The sequence below is a fragment of the uncultured Arthrobacter sp. genome (assembly GCF_964021775.1).
Classification (GTDB): Bacteria; Actinomycetota; Actinomycetes; order Actinomycetales; family Micrococcaceae; genus Arthrobacter.
In genome coordinates this window covers 171,843-197,551 of sequence record NZ_CAXHZI010000004.1, presented here as the reverse complement: position 1 = coordinate 197,551, position 25,709 = coordinate 171,843, and the positions used below count along the sequence as shown (strand labels likewise).

Genomic DNA, 25,709 nt, shown 5'->3' with positions numbered 1-25,709 from the left:
ATCGGTGCCGGCGGCCAACTCTTGCAGCGGGGCGCGGAATCATGGACGCGCTGTGTGGCCGGTCACTACACTGGCCATGTTCAGGAACTGAAGCGTGCCGGCTCGGCCGGCTGCCTCTCCGGATTCGCCGGGGCGGCCGCGTTCCAGGCGCGGAAGGCGGGGGCACATGACCGGACCAGAAGAAAACTATTCAGCCGAGGCTGAGGCATCAAGCAGGGATCCGCACGACTGGGGCCGGGCGATGGCGCTGGCCCTGACCCGGCTGGCAGAGCAGCTGGCCCCGGATGACAGCGAAGACATGCACGCCAGCCTCGTGGACCGGCCGCTGAACCTGCTCATCCGTGACGAAGCGGCCGGGGTCACCATCACCGTATCGACGCCGTCGGGTTCCGAGCGGTGACTCCCGGCTGAAATAATGCCGCGGAATTCGTCATTTCCCGGCCTTGTTGTGCCAGACTGGGCGGGATTTACCGGCCCGCTGCGGACCGGGACACTGATCTCATTTGGGGGAATGATGACAGAGCGCGCAAATTTTGACGCCGGAAAACCATCCGATTCTTATCTCAGGGCCGAGCCGGGCTATGGCCAACTCTGGCCCGACGGCGCGCCCTGGCCGGATTCCTCGGAGCACCGGCACGCGCAGCTGCCGGCGCTGCCCCTCCCCAAGGCCCGGCCCCAATCCCGCGACCGCAGGAGCCGGGGAACCGTCCTTGCCCTTGCCATGGCCGCAGTCGTGGCGGCCCTCGCGCTCTGGCTGATCCTGTGGAAGCTGGGCTGGCCGGCGTCGATCGCCGGGTTCCTGACGGCTGCCGGGTCCGCCTGGCTGGTCCTGGCCGGCGTCGCTACCGTCCGGCGGAGAGGTCCGCGGAAATGAGTTCGGCGGTGGCGACGGCGGCCTCGCGCACCGCGGCAACGTAAGCCTCCGGATCCGGCTCGGCGGCCACGGCTTGGGCCTGCAGCGAGACGTTGATGGCCGCGACCACTTTGTCCGGCCCGTCATGGATCGGCGCGGCCAGGGACATCAGGCCCAGCTCCAGTTCCTGGTTCAGCAGGCACCAGCCCTGCGCCCGGACGGTGTCCAGCTCCGCCAGCAGCCCTTCGCGGGTGCCGATGGCACGCGGCGTCAGCGGACGGATCTCAGCCGCGGCCAGGTACTCCTGGAGTTTCGCGGGCGGCAGGCCGGCAAGCAGGACCCGGCCCATGGACGTGGCGTAGGCAGGGAACCGGGTGCCCACGGTAATGCCGACGGTCATGATCCGCCGAGTCGCGACCCGCGCGATGTAGACGATGTCCGTCCCGTCGAGGACGGCGGCCGACGTCGACTCCCCGAGCTTGAGCGAAAGCTCCTCCAGGTGCGGCTGGGCAATCTGCGGCAGGGACAGGCCGGACAGGTAGGCGTAACCGAGCTGCAGCACCTTGGCGGTCAGGGCGAAGGTCTTGCCGTCGGTACGGACGTAGCCGAGCTCCACCAAGGTGTGCAGGAAACGACGTGCCGTGGCGCGGGTGAGGCCGGTCCGGGCCGCCACCTCGGTCAGCGTCATTAGCGGATGCTCGGAATCGAAGGAGCGGATCACCGCCAGTCCCCTCGCCAGCGACTGCACGTACTGGTCGCTGGCCGACGGCGCCCCGCCGGTCCGGGTGCCCTGTGCTGCCTCAGTCATTTCACGCCTCTCGATCACGCATCACTCTATCGGCGCGAACGTACACATCAGGGCCGGCAGGGGCGCTCCGGCGGGGCCCGAAGTGTACGTTCGCGCTATGGGGGGTCAGGCGGCGGCGGCCGTGAGCGGCACCGGCACCAGGGCCTGCAGCTCCTCGAGGGTGCAGCCGAAGGTCTCCCGCACCTGGACGCCGCCGGGGCCGGTCAGGAACACCGCCTTGTCCGTGTAGACCCGCGTGACGCAGCCGATCCCGGTCAGCGGGTAGCTGCACGCTTCGACGATCTTGGATGCGCCTTCGCGGGTCAGCAGGGTCATCATCACGAAGACGTCCTTGGCGCCGGTGGCCAGATCCATCGCACCGCCGACGGCCGGGATCGCGTCCGGAGCGCCGGTGTGCCAGTTCGCGAGGTCGCCGGTCGCGGAGACCTGGAACGCGCCCAGGACGCAGATGTCGAGGTGACCGCCGCGCATGATCGCGAATGAGTCGGCGTGGTGGAAGTAGGAGGCGCCGGGCAGTTCGGTCACGGGAATTTTGCCCGCATTGATGAGGTCGTCGTCGATCTGGTCACCGGTGGCTTCAGGGCCCATCCCCAGCATGCCGTTCTCGGTATGGAGCGTGATGTTCTGCTCCGCTTCGAGGTAGTTGGAGACCAGGGTGGGCTGGCCGATGCCCAAGTTCACGAACGAGCCGGGCCTGATATCCCGGGCCACCAGGCGGGCCAGGTCATCGCGGCCCAGCGGCGCGTCCGAAGTCTGGATACTCGTCTTGAGGCTCATCTCAGGCCACCTTCACAATGGTGTTGACGTAGATTCCGGGGGTCACGACGTTCTCGGGGTCCAGGGCGCCGGTGGGGACGAGTTCGGAGACCTGGACGATCGTGTGTTTGGCCGCCGCCGCCATGATGGGCCCGAAGTTGCGGGCCGTCTTGCGGTAGACAAGGTTGCCCTTGCCGTCGGCCTTGAGCGCCTTGATCAGCGCGACGTCGGCGTGCAGCGGGGTCTCGAACACCTGCCACTTGCCGTCCAAAAAGCGGGTCTCCTTGCCTTCGGCCAGCATGGTGCCGTAGCCGGTGGGGGTGAAGAAGCCGCCGATGCCGGCGCCGGCGGCGCGGATCCGCTCAGCCAGGTTCCCCTGCGGCACCAGCTCCAGCTCGATCTCGCCGGCACGGAACTTCGCGTCGAAGTGCCAGGAGTCGGACTGCCGCGGGAAGGAGCAGATCATCTTCTTGACCCGGCCCTCCTTGATCAGCAGCGCGAGGCCCTGGTCGCCCTGGCCGGCGTTGTTGTTGACCACGGTGAGGTCCGTGGCGCCGCAGTCCATCAGGGCGTCGATGAGTTCGAACGGCTGCCCGGCGTTGCCGAAGCCGCCGATCATCACGGTGGAACCGTCCTGGATCCCGGCGACGGCCTCGCCGACGGTGTCAATGAAGTTCAGCATGCCTAACCCTTTGCAGCCGGTGCCGACGGTGCGGCAGAAACGTTTTCGAGGACGATGGCGAGGCCCTGGCCGACGCCGATGCAGATCGCGGCGACGCCCCAGCGTTCCCCGGAGGCCTGCAGCGACCGGGCCAGGGTGCCCAGGATCCGGCCGCCGGAGGCGCCCAGCGGGTGGCCCATCGCGATCGCGCCGCCGTGCCGGTTCACGATTGTTGGGTCGATGCCCCAGGCGTTGATGCAGGCCAGGGACTGCGCGGCGAACGCCTCGTTCAGTTCGACGGCGCCGACCTGATCCCAGCCGATGCCGGCCTTCGCGAGGGCCTTGTTCGCCGCCTCCACCGGGGCGTAGCCGAAGAACTGCGGGTCGTTCGCGTGCGCGCCGCGGCCCGCGATCCGGGCCAGCGGCTCCAGCCCGAGGATGCCGGCCGCATCCTCGGACCCGAGCCACGCCGCGGAGGCCCCGTCCGAGAGCGGCGACGCGTTCCCGGCCGTGACCGTGCCGTTCTCGGCGCGGAACACAGTCTTGAGCCCGGCGAGCTTCTCTGCCGAGGACCCGGGACGGATGCCCTCGTCCCGGACCAGGTCGGTGCCCGGGACCGGGGTGACGAGGGTGTCGTAGAACCCCTCGTCCCAGGCCGCGGCGGCCAGGTTGTGCGAGTTCGCGGCGAACTCATCCTGCGCCGCCCGGCCCACCCCGTACTTGTCGGCCAGCCGCTCGGTCGCCTCGCCCAGGGACACGGTCCACTCCGGGGCCATGTTCTTGTTGACCAGCCGCCAGCCCAGCGTGGTGGAGACCAGCGACAGGTCCCCGGCCGGGTAGGGCTTCTCGGTCTTGGGCAGCACCCACGGCGCCCGCGACATCGATTCGACCCCGCCGACCAGCACCAGGTCCGCGTCCCCGGTGTTGATCTGCCTGGACGCGATCATCGCCGCGTCCAGCGAGGACCCGCACAGCCGGTTCACCGTGGTGCCCGGAACCGACACCGGCAACCCGGCCAGCAGCGTGCCCATCCGGGCGACATTGCGGTTCTCCTCGCCCGCGCCGTTCGCGTTGCCGAACACCACCTCATCGATCCGCCCGGCGTCGAGCCCCGGCGCACGCCGGACCGCCTCGCCAATCACGTGTGCGGCCAGATCATCCGGGCGCACCCCGGCAAGACCGCCGCCGAACTTCCCAAACGGCGTCCGCACGGCGTCGTACACAAAAGCCTGTTTCATCATTTCCTCTAAATTCTCTCCGCGTCCATGGAATGGAAGACCTGCTGCGCGGTTTTGAAGGCGGTGTTGGCGGAGGGGACTCCGCAGTAGATGGCGGTCTGCAGCAGGATTTCCTTGATCTCGTCCCTGCTCAGGCCGTTGGTGATGGCGGCGCGGATATGCATCGCCAGTTCCTCCCAGTGGCCGTGCGCCACCATCGCGGTAATCGTGACGGCGGAGCGCATCTGGCGGCTGATCCCGGGCCGGGTCCAGATCCCGCCCCACGCGATCCGGGTGATCATGTCCTGGAAGTCCTCGGTAAAGGAATCCTTGTTGGCGTTGGCCCGGTCCACGTGCGCGGCGCCAAGCACCTCGCGGCGGACCCGCATACCGCCGTCGTAGATCTCCTGGCTGGTGGCGTCCGGCTGAACCACACCGTTCCGCTCCGGCCCGCCGAGTTCGGGCCCGGTCACTGGCCCGCTCCGCGCGATTCGGTCCAGTTGATCAGGCTGCGCAGCAGGTCGGCCACGTGGCCCGGCGCCTCGAAGGGGGCCAGGTGCGCCACGCCTTCGAGGGTGACCGCGTTGGCCGTCCCGCCTCCGGCCGTGATCCCATCCACCATTTCCTTTGCGAGCGACGGCGGCGCGACAGCGTCCTCCGCGCCGGCCACCGCCTGGGTGGGGACCCGGATGCTGCCCAATTCGCTCCGCACGTCAAAGCCGGCCAGGGCCTCGCAGCAGAAGGCGTAGCTAAAGCGGTCCGCGTCGCGCAGGGTGTGCAGCAGCCGGCTGCTGCGGTCGGGCTCGCGCTCCATAAAGCCCGGCGCGAACCAGCGCTGGGCGGAGCCCTCGATCATCACCGGGGTGCCCTGGGTGCGGACGGTCTCAGCCCGCTCCAGCCAGCCTTCCGGGGTGCCGATCTTCGCGCCGGTGCACTGCACGGAGAGGCTCTTGAGCCGCTCCCCGTGCTTGATGCCCAACTGCAGGCCGGTGGCCCCGCCAATCGAGACGCCGGCGTAGTGGAACTGCGCGCCGGGAGCGATCGAATCGACCAGTTCGACGACGGCGTCGGCCAGCTCGGCGATGGAAAAGGTTTCCGCCGCGGCCGGCGAGATGCCGTGGCCGGGCAGGTCCCAGGCGACGACGTCGACGTCGTCGCCCAGCAGGGCGCCGGCCTGGCTCCAGAGCAGTGTGGACGTGCCCAGGGACGGGCCCACGACGAGGAGGGGCTTGTCGCCGAGCTCGCGCACGGGCGAGAGCAGTACGGCCTTGACGGTTGGTCTAGCCACGGTTGGCGCCTTTCACTTCAGTCGGTTGATTCGGTTCAGTCGGTTCGGGGCGGGCCTGCACGGCGTCAGGCTGCGCGGGGTCAGGCTGCGCGAAGTCGGGCCACGCCGCGAGGATGCGGCGGCAGATTTCCGCGGCCTCGCCAAGGTAGTTGGCCGGGTCCAGCAGTTCTTCAAGCCGCTCATCGGAGAGCAGGCTGGCCGGGACTGCGGCGCGGAGGTGTTTCCGGTAGGCGCCGGGCTGTTCGGCCGCGGGCACCTGCAGGGTCTGGTCCACCACGTCCTGGAGCCGGCGCCGGCCGTCCGCCCCCAGCAGCGGCCCGACGGCGGCGGTCACCGCCTCGGAAAGCAGCAGCGGGCCGGAGAGGTCCAGGTTGCGCCGCATCGCCGACGGGAAGACCTGCAGGCCTTCGGTCAGCTCGCGGAGCTGGCCGGCGGCGCCCAGGGCCAGCCGGAGCAGGGAGCGCAGCGCGGACCACTCGGAGTGCCAGGCGCCGTCGGGCCGTTCGTCGTTGAAGTTGGCCGCCGCGAGGTGCAGCTGGGCGGCCAGCGCCGGTGCCTGCAGCGCGGCGCTGCGGACCAGCACGGACAGCACCGGGTTCTGCTTCTGCGGCATGGCCGAGGAGCCGCCGCGCCCGGCGGCGCGCGGCTCGGCGAGTTCGGCCACCTCGGGGCGGCTCAGGAACAGCACGTCGGCGGCGATCTTGCCTGCGGCGTCCGTCACGGCGGCCAGGGCGTCGCCGAGCGCGGTAACCGCGAGGCGGTTGGTGTGCCACGGTGCCGGGACCGCGGCCAGCCCCAGCCGGCCGGCGAGGCGGTCGGCGAGGTCGAGCGGCGCCAGGGACGAGCCTTCGGTCAGCACGGTGCCGGCCGCCAGGGTTCCGGCCGCACCCCCGGTCTGCACCGGAAACTGCAGGCCCTCAAGCCGGTGCGCGGCCGCGGCGAGGCCGTGAAACCACTGCGCGGCTTTCAGGCCGAAGCTGAACGGCAGCGAGTGCTGGGTCAGGCTCCGGCCTACGCACAGGGTCTGCTGGTGCTGGTGCGCGAGGGCGGCGAGGGCCGCCGTCGTGCACTTGATCTCGCCGAGCAGTTCCCGGACGGCGCCGGAAGCCAGCAGCATCAGGGCGGAGTCGAGCACATCCTGGCTGGTCAGCGAGGTGTGCACGGCCCGTGCGGCGCCGATCCCGGCGGTGTCGAGGGCCGTGACCTGTGCCCGGAGGTCGCCGAGCAGCGGGATCACCGGGTTGCCGCCGCCCTGGGCGCGGACGGCGATGGAAGCGACGTCATAGCGGTCAACGCCGGCGGCTTCCGCCACGAGGGCCGCGGAACCGGCCGGAGCGAGGGACGCCTCTTCCAGCACCTCCGCCCAGCCGGCTTCGACCCGGAGCAGGGCGGCGAGGACCGCCCGGTCCCCGGTCAGGGCCGCCACCGCGGGCGACGCCGACACCGGGCTCAGCAGGCCGACGTCGCCGTCCTGCCCGAAGTCGCCGCCGTTGCCCGCCGTCACTGCGAGGCGTCCGGGGCGCTGTTTTCCTCAGCGCCGGTGCCCGCGGCGCTTTGGCCATCGCCTTCGAAGTCGAGGAACACCGTCTCGCCCTCGCCCTGCAGCCGGATGTCCCAGCTCAGGCCGCCGTCCGGGTCGCGCCGGGCAATCAGGGTCCGGCGGCGCTCCGGATCGAGGGAGGACAGCAGCGGGTCCGCGGCGAGGGCTTCCTCGTTCTCCGGCAGGTAGACGCGGGTAAAGAGCCGGTTCATCAGGCCGCGGGCGAACACGACCACGGAGATGAACGGCGCTGCACCGGGCGCGGTGGGGCCGGGGTTGACCGTGGTGAAGGTGAAGACGCCGGTGTTGCCCACCGCGCTGCGGCCGAAGCCGGTGAAGGTGTAGCCGTCGCGGACCAGCGAGCCGGTGCGCTGCGGGACCTGTCCCTCGGCGTCCGCCTGCCAGATCTCCAGGATGGCGTCCGGCACGGGGTGTCCCGCGCCGTCGTACACGGTGCCCTGCAGGCGGATTGAGCCGGCGGAACCGGGCGCCAGCAGCTCCCGGTCCTTGGCGTAGGGCAGGGCGTAGCCGTAGAACGGGCCCACCGTCTGGCCGGGTGTGGGGGTCAATTTACTCATGGTCGTCTCCTTCTGCACCCAATGCCTCGTTTTCGGTCCAGGTCCGCTTTGAACCGGTCAGGACAATGTCCCAGTTGTAGGCCAGCGCCCACTCCGGTTTGGTCTGGTCGTGGTTGTAGCTGGCAACCAGGCGGTCCCGGGCGTCCTGGTCCACGATCGACTGGTAGATCGGGTCCAGCGCGAAGAGCGGGTCGCCGGGGAAATACATCTGCGTGACGATCCGCTGCGTGAACTCCTGGCCGAACAGGGAGAAGTGGATGTGGGCGGGGCGCCAGGCGTTCAGGTGGTTCTTCCACGGGTAGGCGCCGGGCTTGATCGTGATGAAGCTGTAGGACCCGTCCGCGCCGGTGATGCAGCGGCCGACGCCGGTGAAGTTCGGGTCGAGCGGCGCCGGGTGCTGGTCGCGCTTGTGGATGTAGCGGCCGGAGGAGTTGGCCTGCCAGATTTCCACCAGCTGGCCCGCGACGGGCCGGCCGTCGCCGTCGAGCACGCGGCCGGAGACGATGATCCGCTCGCCCAGCGGTTCGCCGTTGTGCTGGATCGTAAGGTCGGATTCCAGCGCGTGCACGTCCATGTGTCCGAACGCGGGCGAGTACAGCTCAATGGTTTCCGGATCCGCGTGCTGCAGGCTCTTCGTCGGGTGCCGCAGGATGCTGCTGCGGTACGGCGGGTAGTCCAGCCGGGGCTGGGTTTCCGCCGGGGCGCCGTTGCGGCGGGCCTGTGCGTAAGCCTCCCCCAGTGCTTTCATCTCGTCGCTGAGGATCTGTTGCGATTCCGCCGCGGTGTCCAGGGCCGGGACAGCCTTTGCGGCCTGAGCCGGTGCCGCGGGCGCTGCGTCGGACACGTCTTCGGTGAGCGGGTCCGCGTTGAAAATTTCGAGGTTGATTTCTTCAGGCACAGCAGCCTCCTTTCGTTGGGGTGGGTCGGTCCTGGCCGGGTGCGGTCAGGCGGTGAGTTTCAGCTGGTGCAGGTGGTCGTACTGGACGGCGTGCCGGACCGGGGCGTTGGGGGCCCCGTAGCCGTCGTAGGAGCCGCGGCGTTCCACCATTTCGAAGAACACGCTGCCAACGGTGGCGGTGTAAAAGTGCAGGAACTCGCCGTCGGCGTCACGGTCATAGAGCAGATTCAGTTCGCGCAGGGTGGCCAGGAATGCGGGGTCCAGGTCGAAGCGCGCGTCCAGATCCTCGTAGTAGTTGGCCGGGATCTGCAGGAATTCCAGGCCACGGCCGCGGGCGGCGCGGGCCGTCGCCACGAGGTCGTCGACGGCGAACGCGATGTGTTCCTGGTAGGTCCGGCGCTGCGTTCCCGGGGAAGCGGCGCCGGCGTCCGGGCCGGCCTCCTGCTGGAGCAGCGGGGCCAGGTTCAGCACCAGCCGCACGCCGCGGTCCCGCGTGGTCATCACCTGGGACCGGACCAGGCCGGTGGGGCTCGCCACCTCGGCGTACGGCTGGGGCTCCAGGGCCAGGGCGCTGGTGTAGAAAAGCACCGCCTCATCGAAGTGTTGCCAGGGCTGCGCGAGGTTGACGTGGTCGATCACGGCCTGCGGGCCCGCGCCCGGGCCGGCTGCGTCGCCGGAGGTGCCGAATTCGTTGACCCAGGCGGCGGTGCCGTCCGGGCTGCCCTGGCACAGGAAGACCTCGGTGGAATCCGGGGCGGCGAAGCCCTGGAAAATTTCCTCGTTCGCCTGGCTCTTGCGCGGCACGGCCGGGGCTTTGAGCTGCTGCGCCCGCGCGGCGGCGATCACCGGAGAGTCGACGTCGAAGCCGACCGCGGCAATGGCGGTCTCCGCCGCGGCGGGCGCTTCCTCGTTGATGATCACGCGTGCGTGGCCCATGCTCCACAATTGCACATTCTTGGTCCGGTGCCGGCCGTTGAACGCGAACCCCAGCTGGCCCAGCAGGGTCTCCAGGGCGGCGGTGTCCGCGGCCCGCACCTCGGCAAAGTTGAACCCGGCCGGTTCGGCCACCCGCGGCAGCGTGGCCAGTTCCATCGGGTAGCGGCGGCGGCCGGCGCCGCCGGCGGCCTCGGCAGGCTGTGCCGACGAGGGGTGCGTCTCCAGCCATTGGGCGCTTTGCTCCTCCAGCCAGATCAGCGAGCGCATGGCATCCACGGCGGTGCGCTCGACGTCGGACTGCCGGAAGACGTCGTTGAAGACCTCCAGCGAGACGGGGCCGGTGTAGCCGGCGCGGACCACGTGGCCCATGAACTTGGCGAGCTCGAACTGCCCCTCGCCCGGGAAGACCCGGTAGTGCCGGCTCCAGGACAGCACGTCCATGGACAGCTTCGGCGCGTCCGCGACCTGGACGAAGAAGATCTTCTCCGGGTTGAACTGTTCGATCGGGGCGGTGTCCCAGTCCCGGGACAGGATGTGGAAGGAGTCCAGGCAGGTGCCCAGGTTCGGGTGGTCCACCAGTTCCACCAGGCGGTGTGCGTGTTCATAGTCGTTGACGTACTTGCCCCAGGCCAGGGCCTCGTAGGCGACCTTCACACCGTGCTCACCGGCGAGGGCGGCGAGCCGGGACAGTTGCGCGGCGCGGAGCTCGTCGTCGTCGATGCTGGCGGTGGCCACATTGGAGCAGACCAGGATGGTGTCCATGCCCAGCCGGGACATCAGCCGGAACTTGGCCTCCGCCCGGCGCAGGTTCGCCGCGAGCACCTCCTCCGGAACGCTGTCGAAGTCGCGGAACGGCTGGTAGAGGTCAAGGCTGAGGCCCAGGTCCGCGGCCATCGCCCGGATCTCCTCCGGGCTCAGCGACGACGTCACGAGGTCCTGCTCGAAGATTTCAATCCCGTCGAAGCCGGCGACGGCGCAGGCCTGCATCTTCTCCTTCAGGGTGCCGGAGAGGCAGACGGTGGCGATTCCGGTGCGCATCAGGCGGCCACCTCTTCGGCGGCGACGAGCTCCAGGAAGTGGGCCCGCATCCGGTCCGCGTCGGCCTCGAGACCGGTGAAGATCCGGAACGCGTCGGCGGCCTGCCCCACCGCCATCCGCCCGCCGTCGAGCACCTCGCAGCCCCTGGACCGGGCTTCGCGGACCAGCTCGGTCTCGATCGGCCGGTAAACGATGTCCGCGACCCAGTGCCGGGACTCCACCAGGGACATGTCCAGCGGGACGCCGGGGTGGGCGGCCATGCCCACCGGCGTGCAATGCACCAGCCCGTCGGCGAGCGGCATCAGCTCCGGCAGCTCCGCCGTCGTACGGGCCGTGACCTGGCTGTCCGGGAAGAAGCCGGCCAGTTCGGCCGCGCGGGCGGCGCAACGGGCCGCGTCGGTGTCCACGAGGTCCAGCTGCCGGACTCCGGCGGTCAGCAGGGCATAGGCGACGGCGGATCCGGCGCCGCCGGCGCCGAGCTGCACAACACGGTCCAGCTTCGCGCCGGGCAGGCCGGTAGCCAGGGCCGAGGCGAAGCCGGAGAAGTCGGTGTTGTGGCCGATGAAGCGGCCGTCCTGGATGGTCACGGTGTTGACGGCACCGAGGCGCCGGGCGTCCGGCGAGATCTCGTGGAGGTGTTCGAGGACCAGCTGCTTGCAGGGGTGGGTGATGTTCAGTCCGTTGAAGCCGAGCCGGTGGGCGCCGGTCAGGAGTTCTCCGACGGCCTGGCCGGAAAGGCCCAGTTCGGTGAGGTCGATGGGGCGGTAAAGGTACCGGAGGCCCTGTACGTCGCCTTCGCGTTCGTGCATGGGGGGCGTGAGGGACGGCGTGACGCCATCGCCTACCAGGCCCACGAGGAAGGACTCTGCTCGGTTGCTCATCCGTCTAGCTCCTTTGACAACGGCACTCGGCGGCCGCGAAGTAGGCGGCGGGCCGGGTGATAGGGATTACATTAGCGCAAGTGTTCACATATTGCACGGATGTTCTTATGCCGAACACTCATTGATGACTTTTGGGGTGGACCCGGGAGATCCGCCGGTTTCAGCCCTGGGGAAGGCGGGCCGAGAGCTCGGCCGCGGCGGCCTGGAGCAGCGGCACGAGGGCCACCAGGGCTTCCATGCTCATCCGGAAGACGGGTACCGCGGTGGCCAGCGAGGCGAAGGCGTGGCCCTGCGAATTGAAGACCGGGACGGCTACGGCACGCATACCCAGCTCGTTCTCCTCGTCCATGGTGGCGTAACCGCGCTTGCGGACCAGCTCGATCTCGGCCCGGAAGGCGTCCCGGTCCGTGATGGACAGGTCGGTCAGCGGCTCCAGCTCAAGGTCCTCCACCAGCTGCTGCCGCGTGGCGTCGTCGGCAAACGCGACGAGCGCCTTGCCCACGGACGTGGTGTGCAGGGCACCGAGGTGGCCCGGATCGGACGTGACGCGGAAAGTCTGCGGACCGTCCACCTTGTTCACGGTGAGGTGGTGCTGCCCGTCGCGGACCGACAGGATGGTGGCCTCGCCGGTCTCCTCGGTGACGCGCCGCAGGATGGGGAGCGCGGTGCCGGCAAAACCATGGTGGTTGGAGACCCGCTGGCCGAGCTGGAAGACGCGCAGGCCCAGGTGGTAGCGGCGGCCGTCGGCCTCGTAGTCGACAAAACCGTCCCTGGTCAGCGAGCCGAGCAGCCGGTAAGTGGTGCTGAATGGCAGCTCCGCGCGGCGCGACAGCTCGGCGGCGCTGGCCCCGCGGGGCTCGTCACCCAGCAGGACCAACAGCCCCAGGGCCTTGCCGACCATGTCGGTGCGCGAGTCTTCCTTGGCGGGTTTAGCCGGCTTGAGGGACTCGTCCACCTGGAGGGCCGTGGCCGGCTTCAGGGCTTCGTCCGGACCGTCGCCGGGGGCTTCCGCGGGGGTGTCGGCGGCAGGGGCCGCCTCTGTGTCTTGGTTCACACTCATGGATCGATGTTCTCACATGATGAGAGCTATTGCTAGATCGTGATTATTTTTCTTGACAAGTGATGGCGCTCACAGCCATGCTTGCTACATCGCACAAGTAGCTCCCACCATGTGGCTACTAGTCCGGGTCTTTCCTCGGTCCACCGGCTGCCGCACACTTGAAGCCAGCGGCCGGCGAGACCTTCCCGATCCATCCGCGACAACGTCGTCACACCAAAGGAACACCATGAGCCAGACACTCCCGTCTACGACGCCGGGCACTGCCGCACCGGCCGGGACACCAAAGAAGGCGGCCCTCGCCAGCTTCCTCGGCAGCGCCGTCGAGTACTACGACTTCTTCATTTTCGGTTCCGCCGCCGCGCTGATCTTCCCAAAGGTCTTCTTCCCGGACGCGGACGCCAACGCCGCCATCATGTCCTTCGCGACCTTCGGCTTCGCCTACGTGGCGCGGCCGGTCGGCGCCGTCATCCTGGGCCACTTCGGTGACCGGGTGGGCCGCCGCAAGGTCCTGATGTTCACCCTGCTGCTGATGGGCGCCTCCACCTTCCTGATCGGCTGCCTGCCGGACTTCAAGACCGTCGGCTGGTGGGCTCCCGCGCTGCTCGTCGTGGCCCGGCTCTGCCAGGGTCTTTCCGCTGCCGGCGAGCAGGCCGGCGCGTCGTCCATGACCCTGGAGCACGCACCGGACAACCGCCGCTCGTTCTTCACCTCCTGGACCCTGACCGGCACCCAGGGCGGCCAGATCCTTGCCGCGCTCGTCTTCATCCCCGTCCTGGCCCTGCCGGACGAGATCAAGTACGGCATCGGCTGGCGCATTCCGTTCTGGCTCAGCGCCGTCGTCGTGGTGGTTGCGTTCTTTATCCGCCGCACCCTGCACGAGCCGCCCGCCTTCGAGGAAGCCCAAAAGAGCGCCCAGATCTCCAAACTCCCCGTCGCGGACCTGCTCAAGCACCACTGGCGCGACGTCCTGCGCGTGGTTGCCTGCGCCTTCATCGCCGCCGTCTCCACCGTGTTCGGGACCCTGGCGATCGCCTATGCCAAGAACGTCGCCAACGTGGACGGCACGATCACCCTGTGGCTCGTCGTCGGCGCCAACCTGGTCGCCCTCGGCACCCAGCCGCTCTTCGGCAAGCTGGCCGACCGGATCGGCCGCAAGCCCGTCTTCATCTACGGCGCGCTGTCCAGTGCAGTCCTGACCCCGGTGTTCCTGCTCAGCCTCGAATCCGGCAGCGTCCCGCTGATGTTCCTCGCCGCCATCGGCTTCTTCTCCTTCGGCTACGCGGCCTCCAACGCCGTCTGGCCTTCCTTCTACGCCGAAATGTTCAGCACCAAGGTCCGCTTCTCCGGACTGGCGATCGGCACCCAGCTCGGCTTCCTGATGGCGGGCTTTGCCCCGGCCATCGTGGCGGCCATGGGCGGCATCAAGCCCGGCGGCTGGGTCCAGATCACCATCTTCACCGGCATCATCTGCGTCATTGCCGCCGTCTCGGCCCTGACCGCCAAGGAAACCTTCAAGGTTCCCACCAAGGAGCTCGGCCTGCGCTAAGGTCCCCGACGCTCCTGCCCGGTTCTGCCCGGAAAAGCCCGGCGTGTTACCGCAACACGCCGGGCTTTTCCGCGTGTCGGGGCTGCGGACGGCGGAAGAACCGGGCTGGAGCGTCGCGGGGAACGCCCGACGCCGAACCCCGGGCCCCTAAGAGCGGCCGGCGCCCAGCACGGCGGCCAGGTCGTAGCTGACCGGTTCCTCCAGCTGGGCGTACGTGCAGGAGGTCGGCTCGCGGTCCGGCCGCCAGCGCACAAACTGCGTGGTGTGCCGGAAACGCTCGCCCTCCATGTGGTCATACTTCACTTCCACCACGCGCTCGGGCCGCAGCGGCGTGAAACTCAGGTCCTTGCCCCCGCTCCAGCGGCTTCCCTCGGCGTTGCGCGGCGTCCGGGATCCCTCCTCCTGCCGGGCCCAGGCCCACGGGTGGTCCGCGAAGTCGGTGACGAGCGGCTGCAGTTCCTCGAACAGCTCCTTGCGTCGCTGCATCGGAAAGGCGCCCACCACGCCCACGTTAGCCAGCACGCCGTCGTCGTCGTACAGTCCGAGCAGCAGCGAACCGATCCGGTCCGGGCCGGAAGTGTGCACCCGGTACCCGGCAAGGACACAGTCAGCGGTGCGTTCGTGCTTGACCTTGAACATGGTGCGCTTGTCCGGCTGGTAGCTGGCGTCGATTGCCTTGGCCACGATCCCATCCAAGCCGGCGCCTTCGAACTGCCGGAACCACAGTGCCGCGGTATCCCGGTCCCGGGTCGCGGCGGTCAGGTGCACCGGCGCCGAGGCGTCCGCGAGCGCTTCCTCGAGGGCCACCCGGCGCTCCTGGAACGGCCGGCCGGTGAAATCCTCGTCGCCGAGGGCCAGCAGGTCGAAGGCGACAAAACTCGCGGGGGTCTGCTCGGCGAGCAGCCGGACCCGGCTCGCCGCGGGGTGGACCCGCTGCTGGAGCGCGTCGAAATCGAGGCGGTTCCCCGGCGGACCAACCAGGATGATCTCGCCGTCGAGCACGCAGCGCGGCGGCAGGTTTGCCCTCAACGCCTCCACGAGCTCCGGGAAGTACCGGGTCAGCGGCTTGCCGTTGCGGCTGCCGATCTCCACCTCGTCGCCGTCGCGGAAGATGATGGAACGGAACCCGTCCCACTTGGGCTCGAAGCTCATGTCGCCCTCCGGCAGGGCGCTGACGGCCTTCGCCAGCATCGGCGCGATCGGGGGCATCAACGGCAGTCGCATAAGGCCCATTCTGGCGCGGCCGGACGCCGGCGTCGATCCCCCGGGCCGTCCGGCGCGCCGGGCCGCCGCCGGCCGGCGCCCTCGACAGACCCGCGGCCCGGCGGTAGACATTAACGATGGCTACCCTCGGATTCCACGCCTCGCACGAACAGATCAGCCCGGGCCGGCTGCTCAAGGACGTCCAGCTGGCGGAACAGGCGGGATTCGACGCCGCCATGTGCTCGGACCACATTGAGCCGTGGTCGGCACGGCAGGGCCACTCCGGATTCGCCTGGTCCTGGCTCGGCGCCGCCCTGGCCACCACAGGACTGCGGTTCGGCGTGGTCACGGCCCCGGGGCAGCGCTACCACCCGGCCATCATCGCGCACGCCTCGGCCACCCTGGCGGACATGTTTCCCGGACGGTTCTGGATGGCTCCGGGCAGCGGCGAGAACATGAACGAACACGTGACCGGCGACCCCTGGCCGGCCAAGGAAACCCGCCAGCGCCGGCTGGAGGAGTGTGTGGACATCATCCGCCGGCTCCATAACGGCGAAGAGGTGACGCACCACGGGCTGGTCACGGTGGAACAGGCCCGGCTGTGGGACGTGCCGGAGATCAAGCCCCCGCTGATCGCGCCGGCCGTCAGCCTGGAAACGGCCCGCCGCGGCGCGGCGTGGGCCGACGGCCTGGTGACCGTGAACCAGCCGCCCGGCAAGCTCCGGGAGGTGCTGTCCGCCTACCGGGACGCCGGCGGGCGGGGCAAGGCCGTCCTGCAGGTCCACCTGTCCTGGGCCCCGACGGAGCAGGCGGCCCTGGCGACCGCGATGGACCAGTGGCGCAGCAACGTCTTTAGCCCGCCCATCCCGTGGGACCTCCCCGGCGCCGCGCACTTCGACGGCGTCAGCGCCGACGTCGGCCCGGACCAGGTGCGCAAGGTCGTCAACATCTCGGCCGACACCGGGGAGCATGCCCAGTGGCTGGCCGAATACCTGGACCTCGGCTTCGACGAGCTCTACCTGCACTTCGTCGGCCAGGAGCAGGCGCCGTTCATCGACGCTTTCGCCGAACGGGTGCTTCCCCAGCTGCGCTCCGGCAGCCGGCCGCAGGAGGTGACCGCGTGAGGATCGCCGAGACCTCGGACCTGTGGTGGAAGAACGCCGTGATTTACTGCCTGGATCCGGAGACTTTCTTCGACAACGACGGCGACGGCACGGGGGATTTCTCCGGCCTCACCCAGCGCGTGGACTACCTGGCCGCCCTGGGGATCACGTGCATCTGGCTGATGCCGTTCTACCCGTCCCCGGACCGTGACGACGGCTACGACGTCACGGACATGTACGGGGTGGACCGGCGCCTGGGTACCCTCGGCGATGTGGTGGAATTCATCCGCACCGCCCACGATCGGGGCATCCGGGTGATCGCCGACTTCGTCATCAACCACACCTCGGACAAGCACCCGTGGTTTGTCGAAGCCCGCAAGTCGGTGGACAACCCGTACCGGGACTACTACGTGTGGCGGAAGGACACCCCGCCGGACACCTCGGACCAGGTGGTGTTCCCGGGCGAGGAAACCGCCATCTGGACCCAGGATAAGGCCACCGGCGAGTGGTACCTGCACATGTTCGCCAAGCACCAGCCGGACCTGAACGTGATGAATCCGCGGGTCCGGGACGAGATCGCAAAATCCATGGGCTTCTGGCTGCAGCTGGGCCTGGACGGCTTCCGCCTCGACGCGGTGCCGTTTTTCCTCGAGCTCCGGGGAGAGCCCAAGGACAAGGCGGCCAGAATTGATCCGCACGATTACCTGAGCGCGCTGCGCAGCTTCCTGAACCGGCGGCACGGCAGCGCCGTCCTGCTCGGCGAGGTCAACCTGCCCTACAAGGAGCAGCTGAAGTACTTCGGCGGCGCGGCGGGAAATGAGCTGAATATGCAGTTCGATTTCCTCTCCATGCAGAACATGTACCTGTCCCTGGCCCGCGAGGATGCCCGGCCGCTGGCTAAAACGCTGGGCTCCCGGCCGGCGATCCATCCCGACAACCAGTGGGCCATGTTTGTCCGCAACCACGACGAACTGACGCTGGACAAGCTCAGCGACGCGGAGCGGGAGGAAGTCTTCGCCGCGTTCGGGCCCGACCCGGACATGCAGATGTACGGCCGGGGCCTGCGCCGCCGGCTGCCCGGCATGCTTAACGGCGACCCGGCCCGGATCCGCATGGTCTATTCGCTGATGTTCTCGCTTCCGGGCACCCCCGTGCTGTTCTACGGCGAGGAGATCGGGATGGGCGAGGACCTGCGGGCGAAAGGCCGCTCCGCAGTCCGGTCCCCCATGCAGTGGAATGACACGGCCAACGCCGGCTTCTCCACCGCCCGGGAGCAGGAGCTGGTGGCCCAGGTGGTGGACGGCTACTTCGGTCCCAAGAACATCAACGCGGCTGCGGGCAAGCGGGACCCGGAATCTTTGTGGCATTTCATTGCCTCGCTCATCCAGCGCTACCGCGAAAGTCCCGAGCTGGGCTGGGGCCGGTTCGAACTCGTCAAGCAGCCGGTGGCAAGGGTGCTGCTGCACCGCTGCAGCCGGGATGGCTCCGCCCTGCTGCTGGCCCACAACTTCGGCGCCGAACCGGCCTCGGTGAGCGCCAATGCGGCCTCCGCGCAGGAACCGGGGCGCTCCTACGCCGGCGCGGTGCTGCAGGACCTGCTGGACGGTGAGGACATCCCGCTTCAGGACGACGGCGGCTTCGACCTGGAGCTGGACCGCTACGGCTACCGCTGGTTCCGGATCCACCACCCGGAGGACCGGCTCAGCCCCTGACGCCGGCGCAATGGCGCGGAAACGCGGCGGCTCCGCAAAACTAACCCACCGCTTACCGGGCCGAAACGCGGCGGCAACAATGGCGCAGGACACTGGAGATGCCGGCAAGAGCAGGCACCAGCTCCAGTCCAGGAGGCCCGCCATGTTGAAGGAAGCCAAAGCCCAGACAACCCGCATCCGCGCCCTCGACCAGCTGCACCGCGGCGACGAGATCGAGGCCCGGCTGCGCGTCGGCCCGAATTACGACGACGTCGTGATCCGCCGCGGCAGCGTGCAGGAAACGGCGCCGGGGATCGGCGTCGTCTGGATCCTGGACCGGCAGTCCGGGACGCGCAAGGCCGTCAACGCGGACGAATGCAGCCTCTGGCGGGTCGCCTGAGGCAGCTGGGGGCGCTGCGCGGCACAGTCAGCCGACCGGGCCGGCGGGCGTAGTCAGTCAGGACTGCCCGCGGCCAGCGAATGCAGCCACTCGATCGTGCCGTCCGTGATCGGATGGGCGGCCCCGAGCGATTCGAGGAACAAGCGCGCCTGGCACATCTCCTCCTCCCGCCGCACGGCATGCATCCGGCTGCCCTCCAGCAGCCGCGCCACGACCGCGTGGCCGGAGGGGCCCAGTTCCGCGGCGATCTGGTCGACGATCCAGTCCCCGGCTTCCACTGCCCGGGCCGCCGCCACCGACTCGAGGACGGTCGCGGCCAGGCCCTTCATGAAAACACTGCGCAGCAGCTTCAATTCCGCGGCCCGCCCGGCGTCGCCGCCCACACTGGTCCCCGGGATCCCCCATCCGGCGAGGACGGCGAGCAGCTCATCGGCCCCCGCCCCGCTCAGCACGAGGGGCGTCAGGATCCGTGCGCGGGGAACCGGAGCCATGATGGCGACGTCGACAAAGAGGATGCCATGCCGGTCCGCGCGCGCCGCGAGCCGCCGCTTTTCCCCGGGGCCGGCGGTGTTCATATCGGCGAAGAGGGCTCCCGGTGCCATGGCCGGCAGTGCCTCCTCGAGGACGGCGCCCGCGGCGGCTCCGCCCACCAGGCTCAGCACCAGGTCGGCACCGCGGACGGCGTCGCCGGCGCCGGCGGCGGGCGTTACACCGGCGGGGACGGCGGTGACGGCCGGATCGGCCGCCGTGACGGCCGCTCCGGCCCGGGCCAGGTCCCCGGCGTAGATGCTTCCTGCCTCGCCGAGACCCAGAACGGCGACGCGCCTGCGGACACTGCCCTCCGTTGCTCCTAGGATTGTAGACAATATGGTGTCTCGCATCGGGGCCCCTTCCTTGTCCGGCCTTTCTGGGAGTTGAATGCACATGTCGTCAGTCACTGGCGGTCCACCGCTGGGGGCCGAAGCCGCCGCCACCGTTGACCCGAGCGTCACCGACGTCATCCGGGAGGCGATCATCCGCGGCGAGTACGCGCCCAACCAGCGGCTGATCGAGGCGGACCTCAGTGCCGCGTTCTCGGCGAGCCGGGCCACCGTACGGACCGCGCTGCTCGAGCTCGCGGGCGAAGGCCTGGTGGAACGGCTGCCGAACCGCGGGTCCCGGGTACGGGCGATCTCCGTGGACGAGGCCATCGAAATCCTCGAGGTGCGGATCGGCGTCGAGGGCCTGTGTGCCGCCAAGACCGCAGCCCGCCTTTCCGACGAGGATGCCGCGGCCCTGGCGGACCTGCGGACCCGGATGATCGAGTCGGTCGCCGAGGGCGACCTGGTCGAATACTCCCGTCTGCATCTGTCCCTCGACGTCCGGCTCCGCGAACTGAGCCATCATGCCACCGCCTCCGAGGTGTTGGCCCGGCTGCACGCCCAAAGCGTCCGGCACCAGTTCAAGCTCTCCTCACGGCCCCAGCGGGCGAAAGTCTCGGTGCTGGAGCACGCGGCGATCATCGACGCCGTCGTCGCCCGTAACCCCGACGCCGCCGAACTCGCCGTGCGCCGCCACCTGCTGAGCGTCATCGACGCCCTGCGCGAGGTCTCAGCCGCGGAAGCCGGTCCGGCTTCCGCGGGCTGAGGTGCGCCCCCGGCCTGGCCGGAGCCTGGCGGGGGCGGTCCTCACCCGGCAGCGGTGCCCGCGGTACGCCAGCCGCCGTGGTACTCGGTGCGGGCGGTGACGGCGTAGGGCACCGGGCTCACGACGGCGCGCACGCTGAGCTGCTCGTGCGGTTCCACGGTGGTCTTGCGCGATCCGCCGTCGGGTTCGCCCCAGACCACGCGCACCTCGGTGCCGATTTCCACGGTGGGGTCCACCGTCGCCAGGGACAATCCGCGGCGCTCGTTGGCCGTCACACCGGTGAAGAGCGAGAGACCCACCGCCGCACCGTCGGCGTCCACCACGGAGTCGTAGTTCGACGAGCCGTAGTTCGCGTTGGGGACGTCGAAGAACTGGTAGCCGGGGGTGTCGCGGTCCAGGAAGGACGCCCAGATTTTCGCCAGGTCCTCGTCGTTCCAGGCGAGCGTGACCTTTTTGCGCTGGGCGGCCGGGTCGATCTGCTCGAGGGCGTCGCGGCCGATGAAGTCGTGGTCGAACTTCACGAACGAGCCATAGCCGAGTTCCCACGGCGTGAGGTAATAGTCCTCAATGTCCGCCGACACGAAGGAGCCGGCGAGCGCGTTGATCGCCTCATAGCTCGTGGCGGGCAGCCATTCCCGATAGCCCCGCTCGGCGTCGCTGCTGTAGATGGCCGGCAGCGGCGACGGAATCCAGCCCGACTCGAGCGTGTTCGACGAGTACGCCCGGGAGCCGCAGGGTTCGATGCCGAATTCGACGCCGGCTTCAAGCACCGCGTCCCGGATCTTGCCGTGCTGCTCGTAGGGTCCCCAGATCTCCAGCCCCGGGGCCCCGGCCATCCCGTGGCGCAGGGTGCGCACCTGCTCGCCGGCAATGTCCAGGTGCCCCATGTGGAAAAACTTCACCTGTTCGAGGGTCCCGCCGTTGAGCTTCTCGATGATCTGCCAGGCGTTCGGACCCTGGATCTGGAAGCGGTAGTAGTCCCGCTGGACGGCCTGGCCGTAGGGGCGCGACGGCGACCGGTCGTCGTAGCGGCACTCGACGTCGTACCCGCCGGTCTCGGCGTGGAACTGGAGCCAGTTCGCGGCGGGGGCGCGTCCGACGTAGACGAAGTCGTGCTCGGCCTGGTGGAAGAGGATGCCGTCGCCGATCACGCCTCCGTTGGACGCCGTCGGCACAAACTGCTTGGCCGTGTTCACGGGGAAGTTCGCGAAGCTGTTGATGCCGGTATCGGAAAGGAGCTTGAGCGCATCGGGGCCCCTCATAAAGAAGTTCACCATGTGGTGGGACTGGTCGTAGAGCACGGCGGTCTCACGCCAGGCGCGCTGTTCCCGACGCCAGTTGGTGAATTCCGCGGGGACCACCGGGTAGATGTAGGTGCCGAGCTGTGAATTGCGCAGGTGTTCTACGGTGTTGCCTGCCGCATCGAGCACATCCTGCAGGGAGTTCTGGGCCATCGATTTTTCTCCTTCGGTAGTCGATCAGGTGCCTGGGCCGCGCAGCGTGGCGGCGCGGTAGCTTTCACGGGCATAGCGGACGAACGGGGCCGGGGCGACGGTGGCGCGCACGGCGATCTGCCGGTGCGGCTCGACCTGGAGCTTGGCCGAGTTGGGTTGCTCGCCCCAGAGCACTGTGACCTCGGCACCGGGCTCGGCGCGGCCGGGGTCCAGGGTGGCGAGCGAAACGAACGACTGCTCATTGGCGATATAGCCGCAGTCGAAGGACTGGCCGACGGTCACCCCGTCCTGGAGCACCCGGTCCACCTGGTACAGGGCATACCGTGCCTTTGGCAGGTCGATGTACTTCGCCGGGGTGCCCGGGCGCAGCAGCGAGCCGATCGCCGCCTGGACGTCGTCGGGGTTCCAGACCAGCGTCACCTTGCGCCGCTGCGGGCCGGCGGCCAGCGCCTCCAGCGCCTCGCGTCCGACGAAGTCGTGGTCGAACGCGACCGACCGTCCATAGTCCAGGTCATACGGGGTCAGGTAGTAGTCCTCGATGTCCGGCGAGTCGAAGCTGCCGCCCAGCGACCCCGCCGCCGGGGCCGGAAGCCACTCGCGGTACGCCCGCAGCCGCTCGTCGGAAAAGATCGCCGGCACCGGCGAGGGCACCCATCCCGACTCAAGGTTCGCCGTCGAATAGCCCTTCGCCCCCACCGGGGTCAGGCCGAACTCGGCTCCGGCCTGCAGCAGCGCGTCGCGGACGCGCGCGCCGTCGGCCCACGGTCCGAAAAGCTCGTAGCCGGGCTGGCCGGCCATGCCGTGGCGGATCCCGCGGACTTCCAGTCCCGCGATCGGGAAGCGCCCCATGTGGAAGAAGCCGATCTGCGGCACCGGACCGCCGATCAGCTTCTCGATGATCGCGACGGCGGTGGGTCCCTGGAGCTCGTAGCGGAACAGCCGGGGGTCGCCGGGGCGCACGATCGAATTGCCGTCGCGGACGACGTCGACGGCGTGGTCCCCCGTCTCCGCATGGAACTGCACCCAGTCGATCACCATCGGATGTCCGACCAGGTTGAAGGAGTCGTCCTCAAGGTGGGCGAGGATGGCATCGCCGATGAGCTGCCCGCGGTGGTTCACCGCGATGAACTGCTTGGCGCGGTCCACCGGGAACCTGGCGAAGGAGTTCACCGCGAGCCCGCTGAGCAGGCGCTCCGCGCCGGAACCGCTGAGGAAAAGGTCGGTCATGTGGTGGGACTGGTCCAGCAGTGCGCAGCTGGTCCGCCAGGAATGCTGCTCGGAGCGCCAGTTGCTGAACTCCGCCGCCACCGGGAACACATGGGGGCGGGCCGGCGAGTTCCGCAGCAGCTCGACCGGCGAACCGGCCCGGTCCAGCGCTTCCTGCAGGGATTCCGTCACCGCAAGGCCTCCGTCACTGTGAACTCCTTTGTTCGGACCACCGGACTCTTCGGTCCGCAGGACGAATGCCAGCGGGCGAAAATCGCCGCAGAAGCCCTCAACCCGCGATTGCTAACAAAATTGTATCCGATGCCTTGACCGCAGTGCCAGAGCGTGGTTCTCTGGCATTGTCCGCGGCTGCCGGGGGGCTAGATCGGGAACGCACGTCGTGAACGCACGTCGAGGATGGGCAAGCAATCCGGGAAGGACCTCATCATGGGCAACGGAGGCACTGTGCTGGTGGTCAGCGCACACGCGGGCGACTTCGTCTGGCGGGCCGGCGGGGCGATCGCCGCCGCCACCGCCCGCGGCGAGCGCGCCGTCGTCGTCTGCCTCTCTTACGGCGAGCGCGGCGAGTCCGCCAGCCAGTGGCTGGCCGGGAAGTCGCTGGACGAGATCAAGGCGCTGCGGCGCAGTGAGGCCGAGGCTGCCGCGGCGGCCCTCGGGGCGGACATCGAATTCCTCGACGCCGGCGACTACCCGCTCCTGCCGAGCCGGGAACTGCTCGATGCCCTCGTCCGCGTCTACCGCCGGGTGCAGCCCACCGTCGTGCTGACCCATCCGCTGCTGGACCCGTACAACGGCGACCACCCGACGGCCGCGAAGCTGGCGATCGAGGCCAGGATCCTGGCCCAGGCGATCGGGTACGACGCGCCCGGCGAGGTGCTCGGCGCGCCGCCGGTATTCTTCTTCGAACCGCACCAGCCCGAACAGTGCGACTTCAAGCCCGACGTCCTGCTCGACATCACCGCCGCCTTTCCCGCCAAGGAGCGGGCAATGAAGTGCCTGCCCGCCCAGCAGCACATGTGGGACTACTACAGCTCGCTCGCCGTGCGCCGGGGCGTGCAGGTCAAACGCAATGCCGGACCGAACCTGGGCCTGCCCGTCGATACCCGGGGCGAGGCCTACATGCGCTACTACCCGCAGGTCACCGAGGTGCTCGAGTGAGACCCGTTGTGGTCACCGGCGTGCAGCGGGCGGACGCGCCGTCGATCGAGGCCCTCGCCGCGCACGGGGTGGCGACGGTGCACGAGGCCATGGGCCGCAGCGGGCTGGTGGGCGCCGCGCTCCGGCCGATCCAGGACGGGGTCCGGATTGCCGGCTCGGCCGTTACGGTGCTCTGCTGGCCGGGGGACAACCTTATGATCCACGCGGCCGTCGAACAATGCCAGGAGGGGGACGTGCTGGTGGTGACCACCACCTCGCCGTGCCTGGACGGCTCGTTCGGCGAACTGTTCGCGACGGCGCTGCGGTACCGCGGGGTGCGCGGGCTCGTGACCACCGGCGGCGTCCGCGACGTCACCGAGCTGCGCGAGATGGGTTTTCCGGTCTGGTCCGCCGCGGTCAACGCGCAGGGGACGGTCAAGGCCACGGCCGGCTCGGTGAACGTGCCGGTCACGGTCGGCGGCGCCCTCGTCTGCCCGGGGGACGTGATCGTGGCCGACGACGACGGGGTGCTGTGTGTGCCGCGCGGCGGCGTGCGGGCCGCCCTCGAGGCCGCCGACGCGCGGGTAGCGACCGAGGCCGAAGCGCGCGCGGCCTACCGCGCCGGAGAGCTGAGCCTGGACCGGAACCGGCTCCGCGGCCTGCTGGACGGGCTAGGCGTCCGGTACGTGAGCGCGGCGGAGTACGAGGCGGACGATGGCCGCGGCTGAGGGCATCCCGTGCCTCCTGATGCGCGGCGGCACCTCCAAGGGCGCATATTTCCTCGCCTCGGACCTGCCTGCGGACCCCGGTGAACGCGACGGGCTGCTGCTGCGGATCATGGGCACCCCCGACCCCCGGCAGATCGACGGGCTTGGCGGCGCGCACCCGCTCACCAGCAAGGTCGCCGTCATCGCGCCATCCCCGGACGACGGCGCCGACGTGGACTACCTGTTCCTGCAGCTGGGGGTCGACACGGCGTTTGTCACTAGCCGCCAGAACTGCGGCAACATCCTGGCCGGGGTGGGCCCGTTCGCGCTTGAGCGCGGCCTGGTGCCGGCCGGCGGGGAGCAGACCGAAGTGCGCATCCGGATGGTCAACACCAACAGCATCGCCACCGCCCGCTTCGCCACCCCCGGCGGCGCGGTGGACTACGACGGAGGCCTCGCGATCGACGGCGTCCCCGGGACGGCGGGCGCGATTCGGCTCAACTTCGAAGGCACCGCGGGCTCGTCAACCGGGGCACTGTTCCCCACGGGCCGGGTCCTGGACCGCGTCGGGGAGGTGGAACTGACCTGCGTCGACAACGGCATGCCGAGCGTGCTGCTGCGTGCCGCCGACCTCGGCGTCACCGGAGAGGAACCGCCGGACGAACTGGAGGCTGATACCGGCCTGGCCGCCCGCCTGGCCGAACTCCGCCTCGCCGCGGCCGGCCTGATGGGCATGGGCGACGTCACCGGCGCGACCGTGCCGAAGCTGGTCCTGCTGGCGCCGCCCCGGGCCGGCGGCAGTATCGCCACCCGCAGTTTCCTGCCCGTCCGCGTCCACACCTCGATCGGCGTCCTCGGGGCGCTCACGGTCGCCGCCGGAGTGCTGGCGGACGGATCGGTGGGCCACGGAATCGCCGCGCTGCCGCCGCCGGACGCCCCGTTCCGGGTGGAGCATCCCACCGGCCACTTCGACGTCGAGGTCGGGGTCGAGCCCTCCGCCGGCGGCTTCACCGTCACCGGCTCGGCCGCCCTGCGCACGGCGCGAAAAATCTTCGAGGGCCGCGTCTATCCCCGCCCCCGCCTGTGACACCCACCCCCTGA

The 25,709-nt window shown here is 69.6% G+C and carries 26 protein-coding genes; 10 read left to right on the top strand and 16 right to left on the bottom strand.

The window, feature by feature from the left end; translation table 11 throughout:
- The first annotated feature begins 166 nt into the window (after window positions 1–166).
- Both ABIN76_RS06135 and ABIN76_RS06130 read left to right on the top strand, forming a co-directional pair.
- Window positions 167–400, top strand: coding sequence for a hypothetical protein (locus tag ABIN76_RS06135; RefSeq protein WP_346958825.1), 234 nt, complete (start codon window positions 167–169; stop codon window positions 398–400).
- A 111-nt stretch (window positions 401–511) separates the two neighbouring features.
- On the top strand, window positions 512–874 hold the full coding sequence (locus ABIN76_RS06130; protein ID WP_346958824.1) for a hypothetical protein: 363 nt from the start codon (window positions 512–514) through the stop codon (window positions 872–874).
- Here the strand turns inward: ABIN76_RS06130 and ABIN76_RS06125 are convergent.
- From ABIN76_RS06125 to ABIN76_RS06070, 12 genes are all read right to left on the bottom strand, one after another.
- Window positions 843–1,661, bottom strand: coding sequence for an IclR family transcriptional regulator C-terminal domain-containing protein (locus ABIN76_RS06125; protein WP_346958823.1), 819 nt, complete (start codon window positions 1,659–1,661; stop codon window positions 843–845). The two genes, ABIN76_RS06130 and ABIN76_RS06125, sit on opposite strands and share 32 nt — an antisense overlap.
- Before the next feature lie 105 nt (window positions 1,662–1,766).
- Window positions 1,767–2,438 (bottom strand): 3-oxoacid CoA-transferase subunit B, encoded by a 672-nt coding sequence (locus tag ABIN76_RS06120; RefSeq protein WP_346958822.1) that lies wholly within the window; start codon window positions 2,436–2,438, stop codon window positions 1,767–1,769.
- A 1-nt stretch (window position 2,439) separates the two neighbouring features.
- Window positions 2,440–3,099, bottom strand: a complete 660-nt coding sequence (locus ABIN76_RS06115) for a 3-oxoacid CoA-transferase subunit A (RefSeq protein WP_346958821.1) — start codon at window positions 3,097–3,099, stop codon at window positions 2,440–2,442.
- A gap of 2 nt (window positions 3,100–3,101) precedes the next feature.
- A complete protein-coding gene (locus ABIN76_RS06110; protein ID WP_346958932.1) occupies window positions 3,102–4,316 on the bottom strand; it encodes a thiolase family protein in 1,215 nt (404 codons plus the stop codon).
- A gap of 8 nt (window positions 4,317–4,324) precedes the next feature.
- Window positions 4,325–4,768 (bottom strand): 4-carboxymuconolactone decarboxylase, encoded by a 444-nt coding sequence (pcaC, locus tag ABIN76_RS06105; protein WP_346958820.1) that lies wholly within the window; start codon window positions 4,766–4,768, stop codon window positions 4,325–4,327.
- Window positions 4,765–5,583, bottom strand: a complete 819-nt coding sequence (locus tag ABIN76_RS06100; RefSeq protein WP_346958819.1) for an alpha/beta fold hydrolase — start codon at window positions 5,581–5,583, stop codon at window positions 4,765–4,767. Before ABIN76_RS06100 ends, pcaC begins: the two co-directional genes overlap by 4 nt.
- Complete coding sequence (locus tag ABIN76_RS06095; RefSeq protein WP_346958818.1) at window positions 5,576–7,087, bottom strand: lyase family protein; 1,512 nt, start codon at window positions 7,085–7,087, stop codon at window positions 5,576–5,578. The genes ABIN76_RS06100 and ABIN76_RS06095 overlap by 8 nt, the downstream gene beginning before the upstream one ends.
- Window positions 7,084–7,701 carry a protocatechuate 3,4-dioxygenase subunit alpha gene (gene pcaG / locus ABIN76_RS06090; RefSeq protein ID WP_346958817.1) on the bottom strand — a complete coding sequence of 206 codons (618 nt, stop codon included), beginning with the start codon at window positions 7,699–7,701 and terminating at the stop codon, window positions 7,084–7,086. Before pcaG ends, ABIN76_RS06095 begins: the two co-directional genes overlap by 4 nt.
- A complete protein-coding gene (gene pcaH / locus ABIN76_RS06085) occupies window positions 7,694–8,545 on the bottom strand; it encodes a protocatechuate 3,4-dioxygenase subunit beta (RefSeq protein WP_346958931.1) in 852 nt (283 codons plus the stop codon). The genes pcaG and pcaH overlap by 8 nt, the downstream gene beginning before the upstream one ends.
- Window positions 8,546–8,644: 99 nt before the next feature.
- Window positions 8,645–10,573, bottom strand: a complete 1,929-nt coding sequence (locus tag ABIN76_RS06080; RefSeq protein ID WP_346958816.1) for a TIM barrel protein — start codon at window positions 10,571–10,573, stop codon at window positions 8,645–8,647.
- Window positions 10,573–11,454, bottom strand: coding sequence for a shikimate dehydrogenase (locus tag ABIN76_RS06075; RefSeq protein ID WP_346958815.1), 882 nt, complete (start codon window positions 11,452–11,454; stop codon window positions 10,573–10,575). The genes ABIN76_RS06080 and ABIN76_RS06075 overlap by 1 nt, the downstream gene beginning before the upstream one ends.
- Window positions 11,455–11,614: 160 nt before the next feature.
- On the bottom strand, window positions 11,615–12,355 hold the full coding sequence (locus ABIN76_RS06070) for an IclR family transcriptional regulator (RefSeq protein ID WP_346958930.1): 741 nt from the start codon (window positions 12,353–12,355) through the stop codon (window positions 11,615–11,617).
- Window positions 12,356–12,740: 385 nt separating this feature from the next.
- Between ABIN76_RS06070 and ABIN76_RS06065 the strand changes: the two genes are divergently transcribed.
- Complete coding sequence (locus ABIN76_RS06065; RefSeq protein ID WP_346958814.1) at window positions 12,741–14,060, top strand: MFS transporter; 1,320 nt, start codon at window positions 12,741–12,743, stop codon at window positions 14,058–14,060.
- Between the two features lie 147 nt (window positions 14,061–14,207).
- Here ABIN76_RS06065 and ABIN76_RS06060 read toward each other — a convergent pair whose 3' ends face one another.
- Complete coding sequence (locus tag ABIN76_RS06060; RefSeq protein ID WP_346958813.1) at window positions 14,208–15,284, bottom strand: ATP-dependent DNA ligase; 1,077 nt, start codon at window positions 15,282–15,284, stop codon at window positions 14,208–14,210.
- Window positions 15,285–15,400: 116 nt separating this feature from the next.
- On the opposite strand from ABIN76_RS06060, the gene ABIN76_RS06055 reads away from it, so the two are divergent.
- The 3 genes from ABIN76_RS06055 to ABIN76_RS06045 all read left to right on the top strand — a co-directional run bounded on the left by ABIN76_RS06055 (window position 15,401) and on the right by ABIN76_RS06045 (window position 18,457).
- Window positions 15,401–16,387 carry a TIGR03885 family FMN-dependent LLM class oxidoreductase gene (locus ABIN76_RS06055; protein ID WP_346958812.1) on the top strand — a complete coding sequence of 329 codons (987 nt, stop codon included), beginning with the start codon at window positions 15,401–15,403 and terminating at the stop codon, window positions 16,385–16,387.
- On the top strand, window positions 16,384–18,078 hold the full coding sequence (locus tag ABIN76_RS06050) for an alpha-amylase family protein (RefSeq protein WP_346958811.1): 1,695 nt from the start codon (window positions 16,384–16,386) through the stop codon (window positions 18,076–18,078). The genes ABIN76_RS06055 and ABIN76_RS06050 overlap by 4 nt, the downstream gene beginning before the upstream one ends.
- Before the next feature lie 142 nt (window positions 18,079–18,220).
- Window positions 18,221–18,457: a hypothetical protein gene (locus ABIN76_RS06045; RefSeq protein ID WP_346958810.1), complete on the top strand. Its 237-nt coding sequence runs from the start codon at window positions 18,221–18,223 to the stop codon at window positions 18,455–18,457.
- A gap of 53 nt (window positions 18,458–18,510) precedes the next feature.
- Here ABIN76_RS06045 and ABIN76_RS06040 read toward each other — a convergent pair whose 3' ends face one another.
- A complete protein-coding gene (locus ABIN76_RS06040) occupies window positions 18,511–19,323 on the bottom strand; it encodes an NAD(P)-binding domain-containing protein (protein ID WP_346958809.1) in 813 nt (270 codons plus the stop codon).
- 58 nt (window positions 19,324–19,381) lie between these two features.
- On the opposite strand from ABIN76_RS06040, the gene ABIN76_RS06035 reads away from it, so the two are divergent.
- Window positions 19,382–20,083: a GntR family transcriptional regulator gene (locus ABIN76_RS06035; protein WP_346958808.1), complete on the top strand. Its 702-nt coding sequence runs from the start codon at window positions 19,382–19,384 to the stop codon at window positions 20,081–20,083.
- Between the two features lie 41 nt (window positions 20,084–20,124).
- Here ABIN76_RS06035 and ABIN76_RS06030 read toward each other — a convergent pair whose 3' ends face one another.
- Together ABIN76_RS06030 and ABIN76_RS06025 are read right to left on the bottom strand one after the other, a co-directional pair.
- Window positions 20,125–21,537: an aminomethyl transferase family protein gene (locus ABIN76_RS06030; RefSeq protein ID WP_346958807.1), complete on the bottom strand. Its 1,413-nt coding sequence runs from the start codon at window positions 21,535–21,537 to the stop codon at window positions 20,125–20,127.
- 24 nt (window positions 21,538–21,561) lie between these two features.
- Window positions 21,562–22,935, bottom strand: a complete 1,374-nt coding sequence (locus tag ABIN76_RS06025) for an aminomethyl transferase family protein (protein WP_346958806.1) — start codon at window positions 22,933–22,935, stop codon at window positions 21,562–21,564.
- Window positions 22,936–23,190: 255 nt separating this feature from the next.
- Here ABIN76_RS06025 and ABIN76_RS06020 point away from each other — a divergent pair, with 255 nt between their 5' ends.
- Genes ABIN76_RS06020 through ABIN76_RS06010 form a run of 3 tightly spaced genes read left to right on the top strand, consistent with a single transcriptional unit; the run spans window position 23,191 to window position 25,695 of the window.
- Entirely contained in the window at window positions 23,191–23,922 is a 732-nt protein-coding gene (locus ABIN76_RS06020) for a PIG-L deacetylase family protein (protein ID WP_346958805.1), read from the top strand.
- Complete coding sequence (locus ABIN76_RS06015; RefSeq protein ID WP_346958804.1) at window positions 23,919–24,629, top strand: 4-carboxy-4-hydroxy-2-oxoadipate aldolase/oxaloacetate decarboxylase; 711 nt, start codon at window positions 23,919–23,921, stop codon at window positions 24,627–24,629. The genes ABIN76_RS06020 and ABIN76_RS06015 overlap by 4 nt, the downstream gene beginning before the upstream one ends.
- Window positions 24,616–25,695 (top strand): 4-oxalomesaconate tautomerase, encoded by a 1,080-nt coding sequence (locus ABIN76_RS06010; RefSeq protein ID WP_346958803.1) that lies wholly within the window; start codon window positions 24,616–24,618, stop codon window positions 25,693–25,695. Before ABIN76_RS06015 ends, ABIN76_RS06010 begins: the two co-directional genes overlap by 14 nt.
- The last annotated feature ends 14 nt before the right edge of the window (window positions 25,696–25,709 follow it).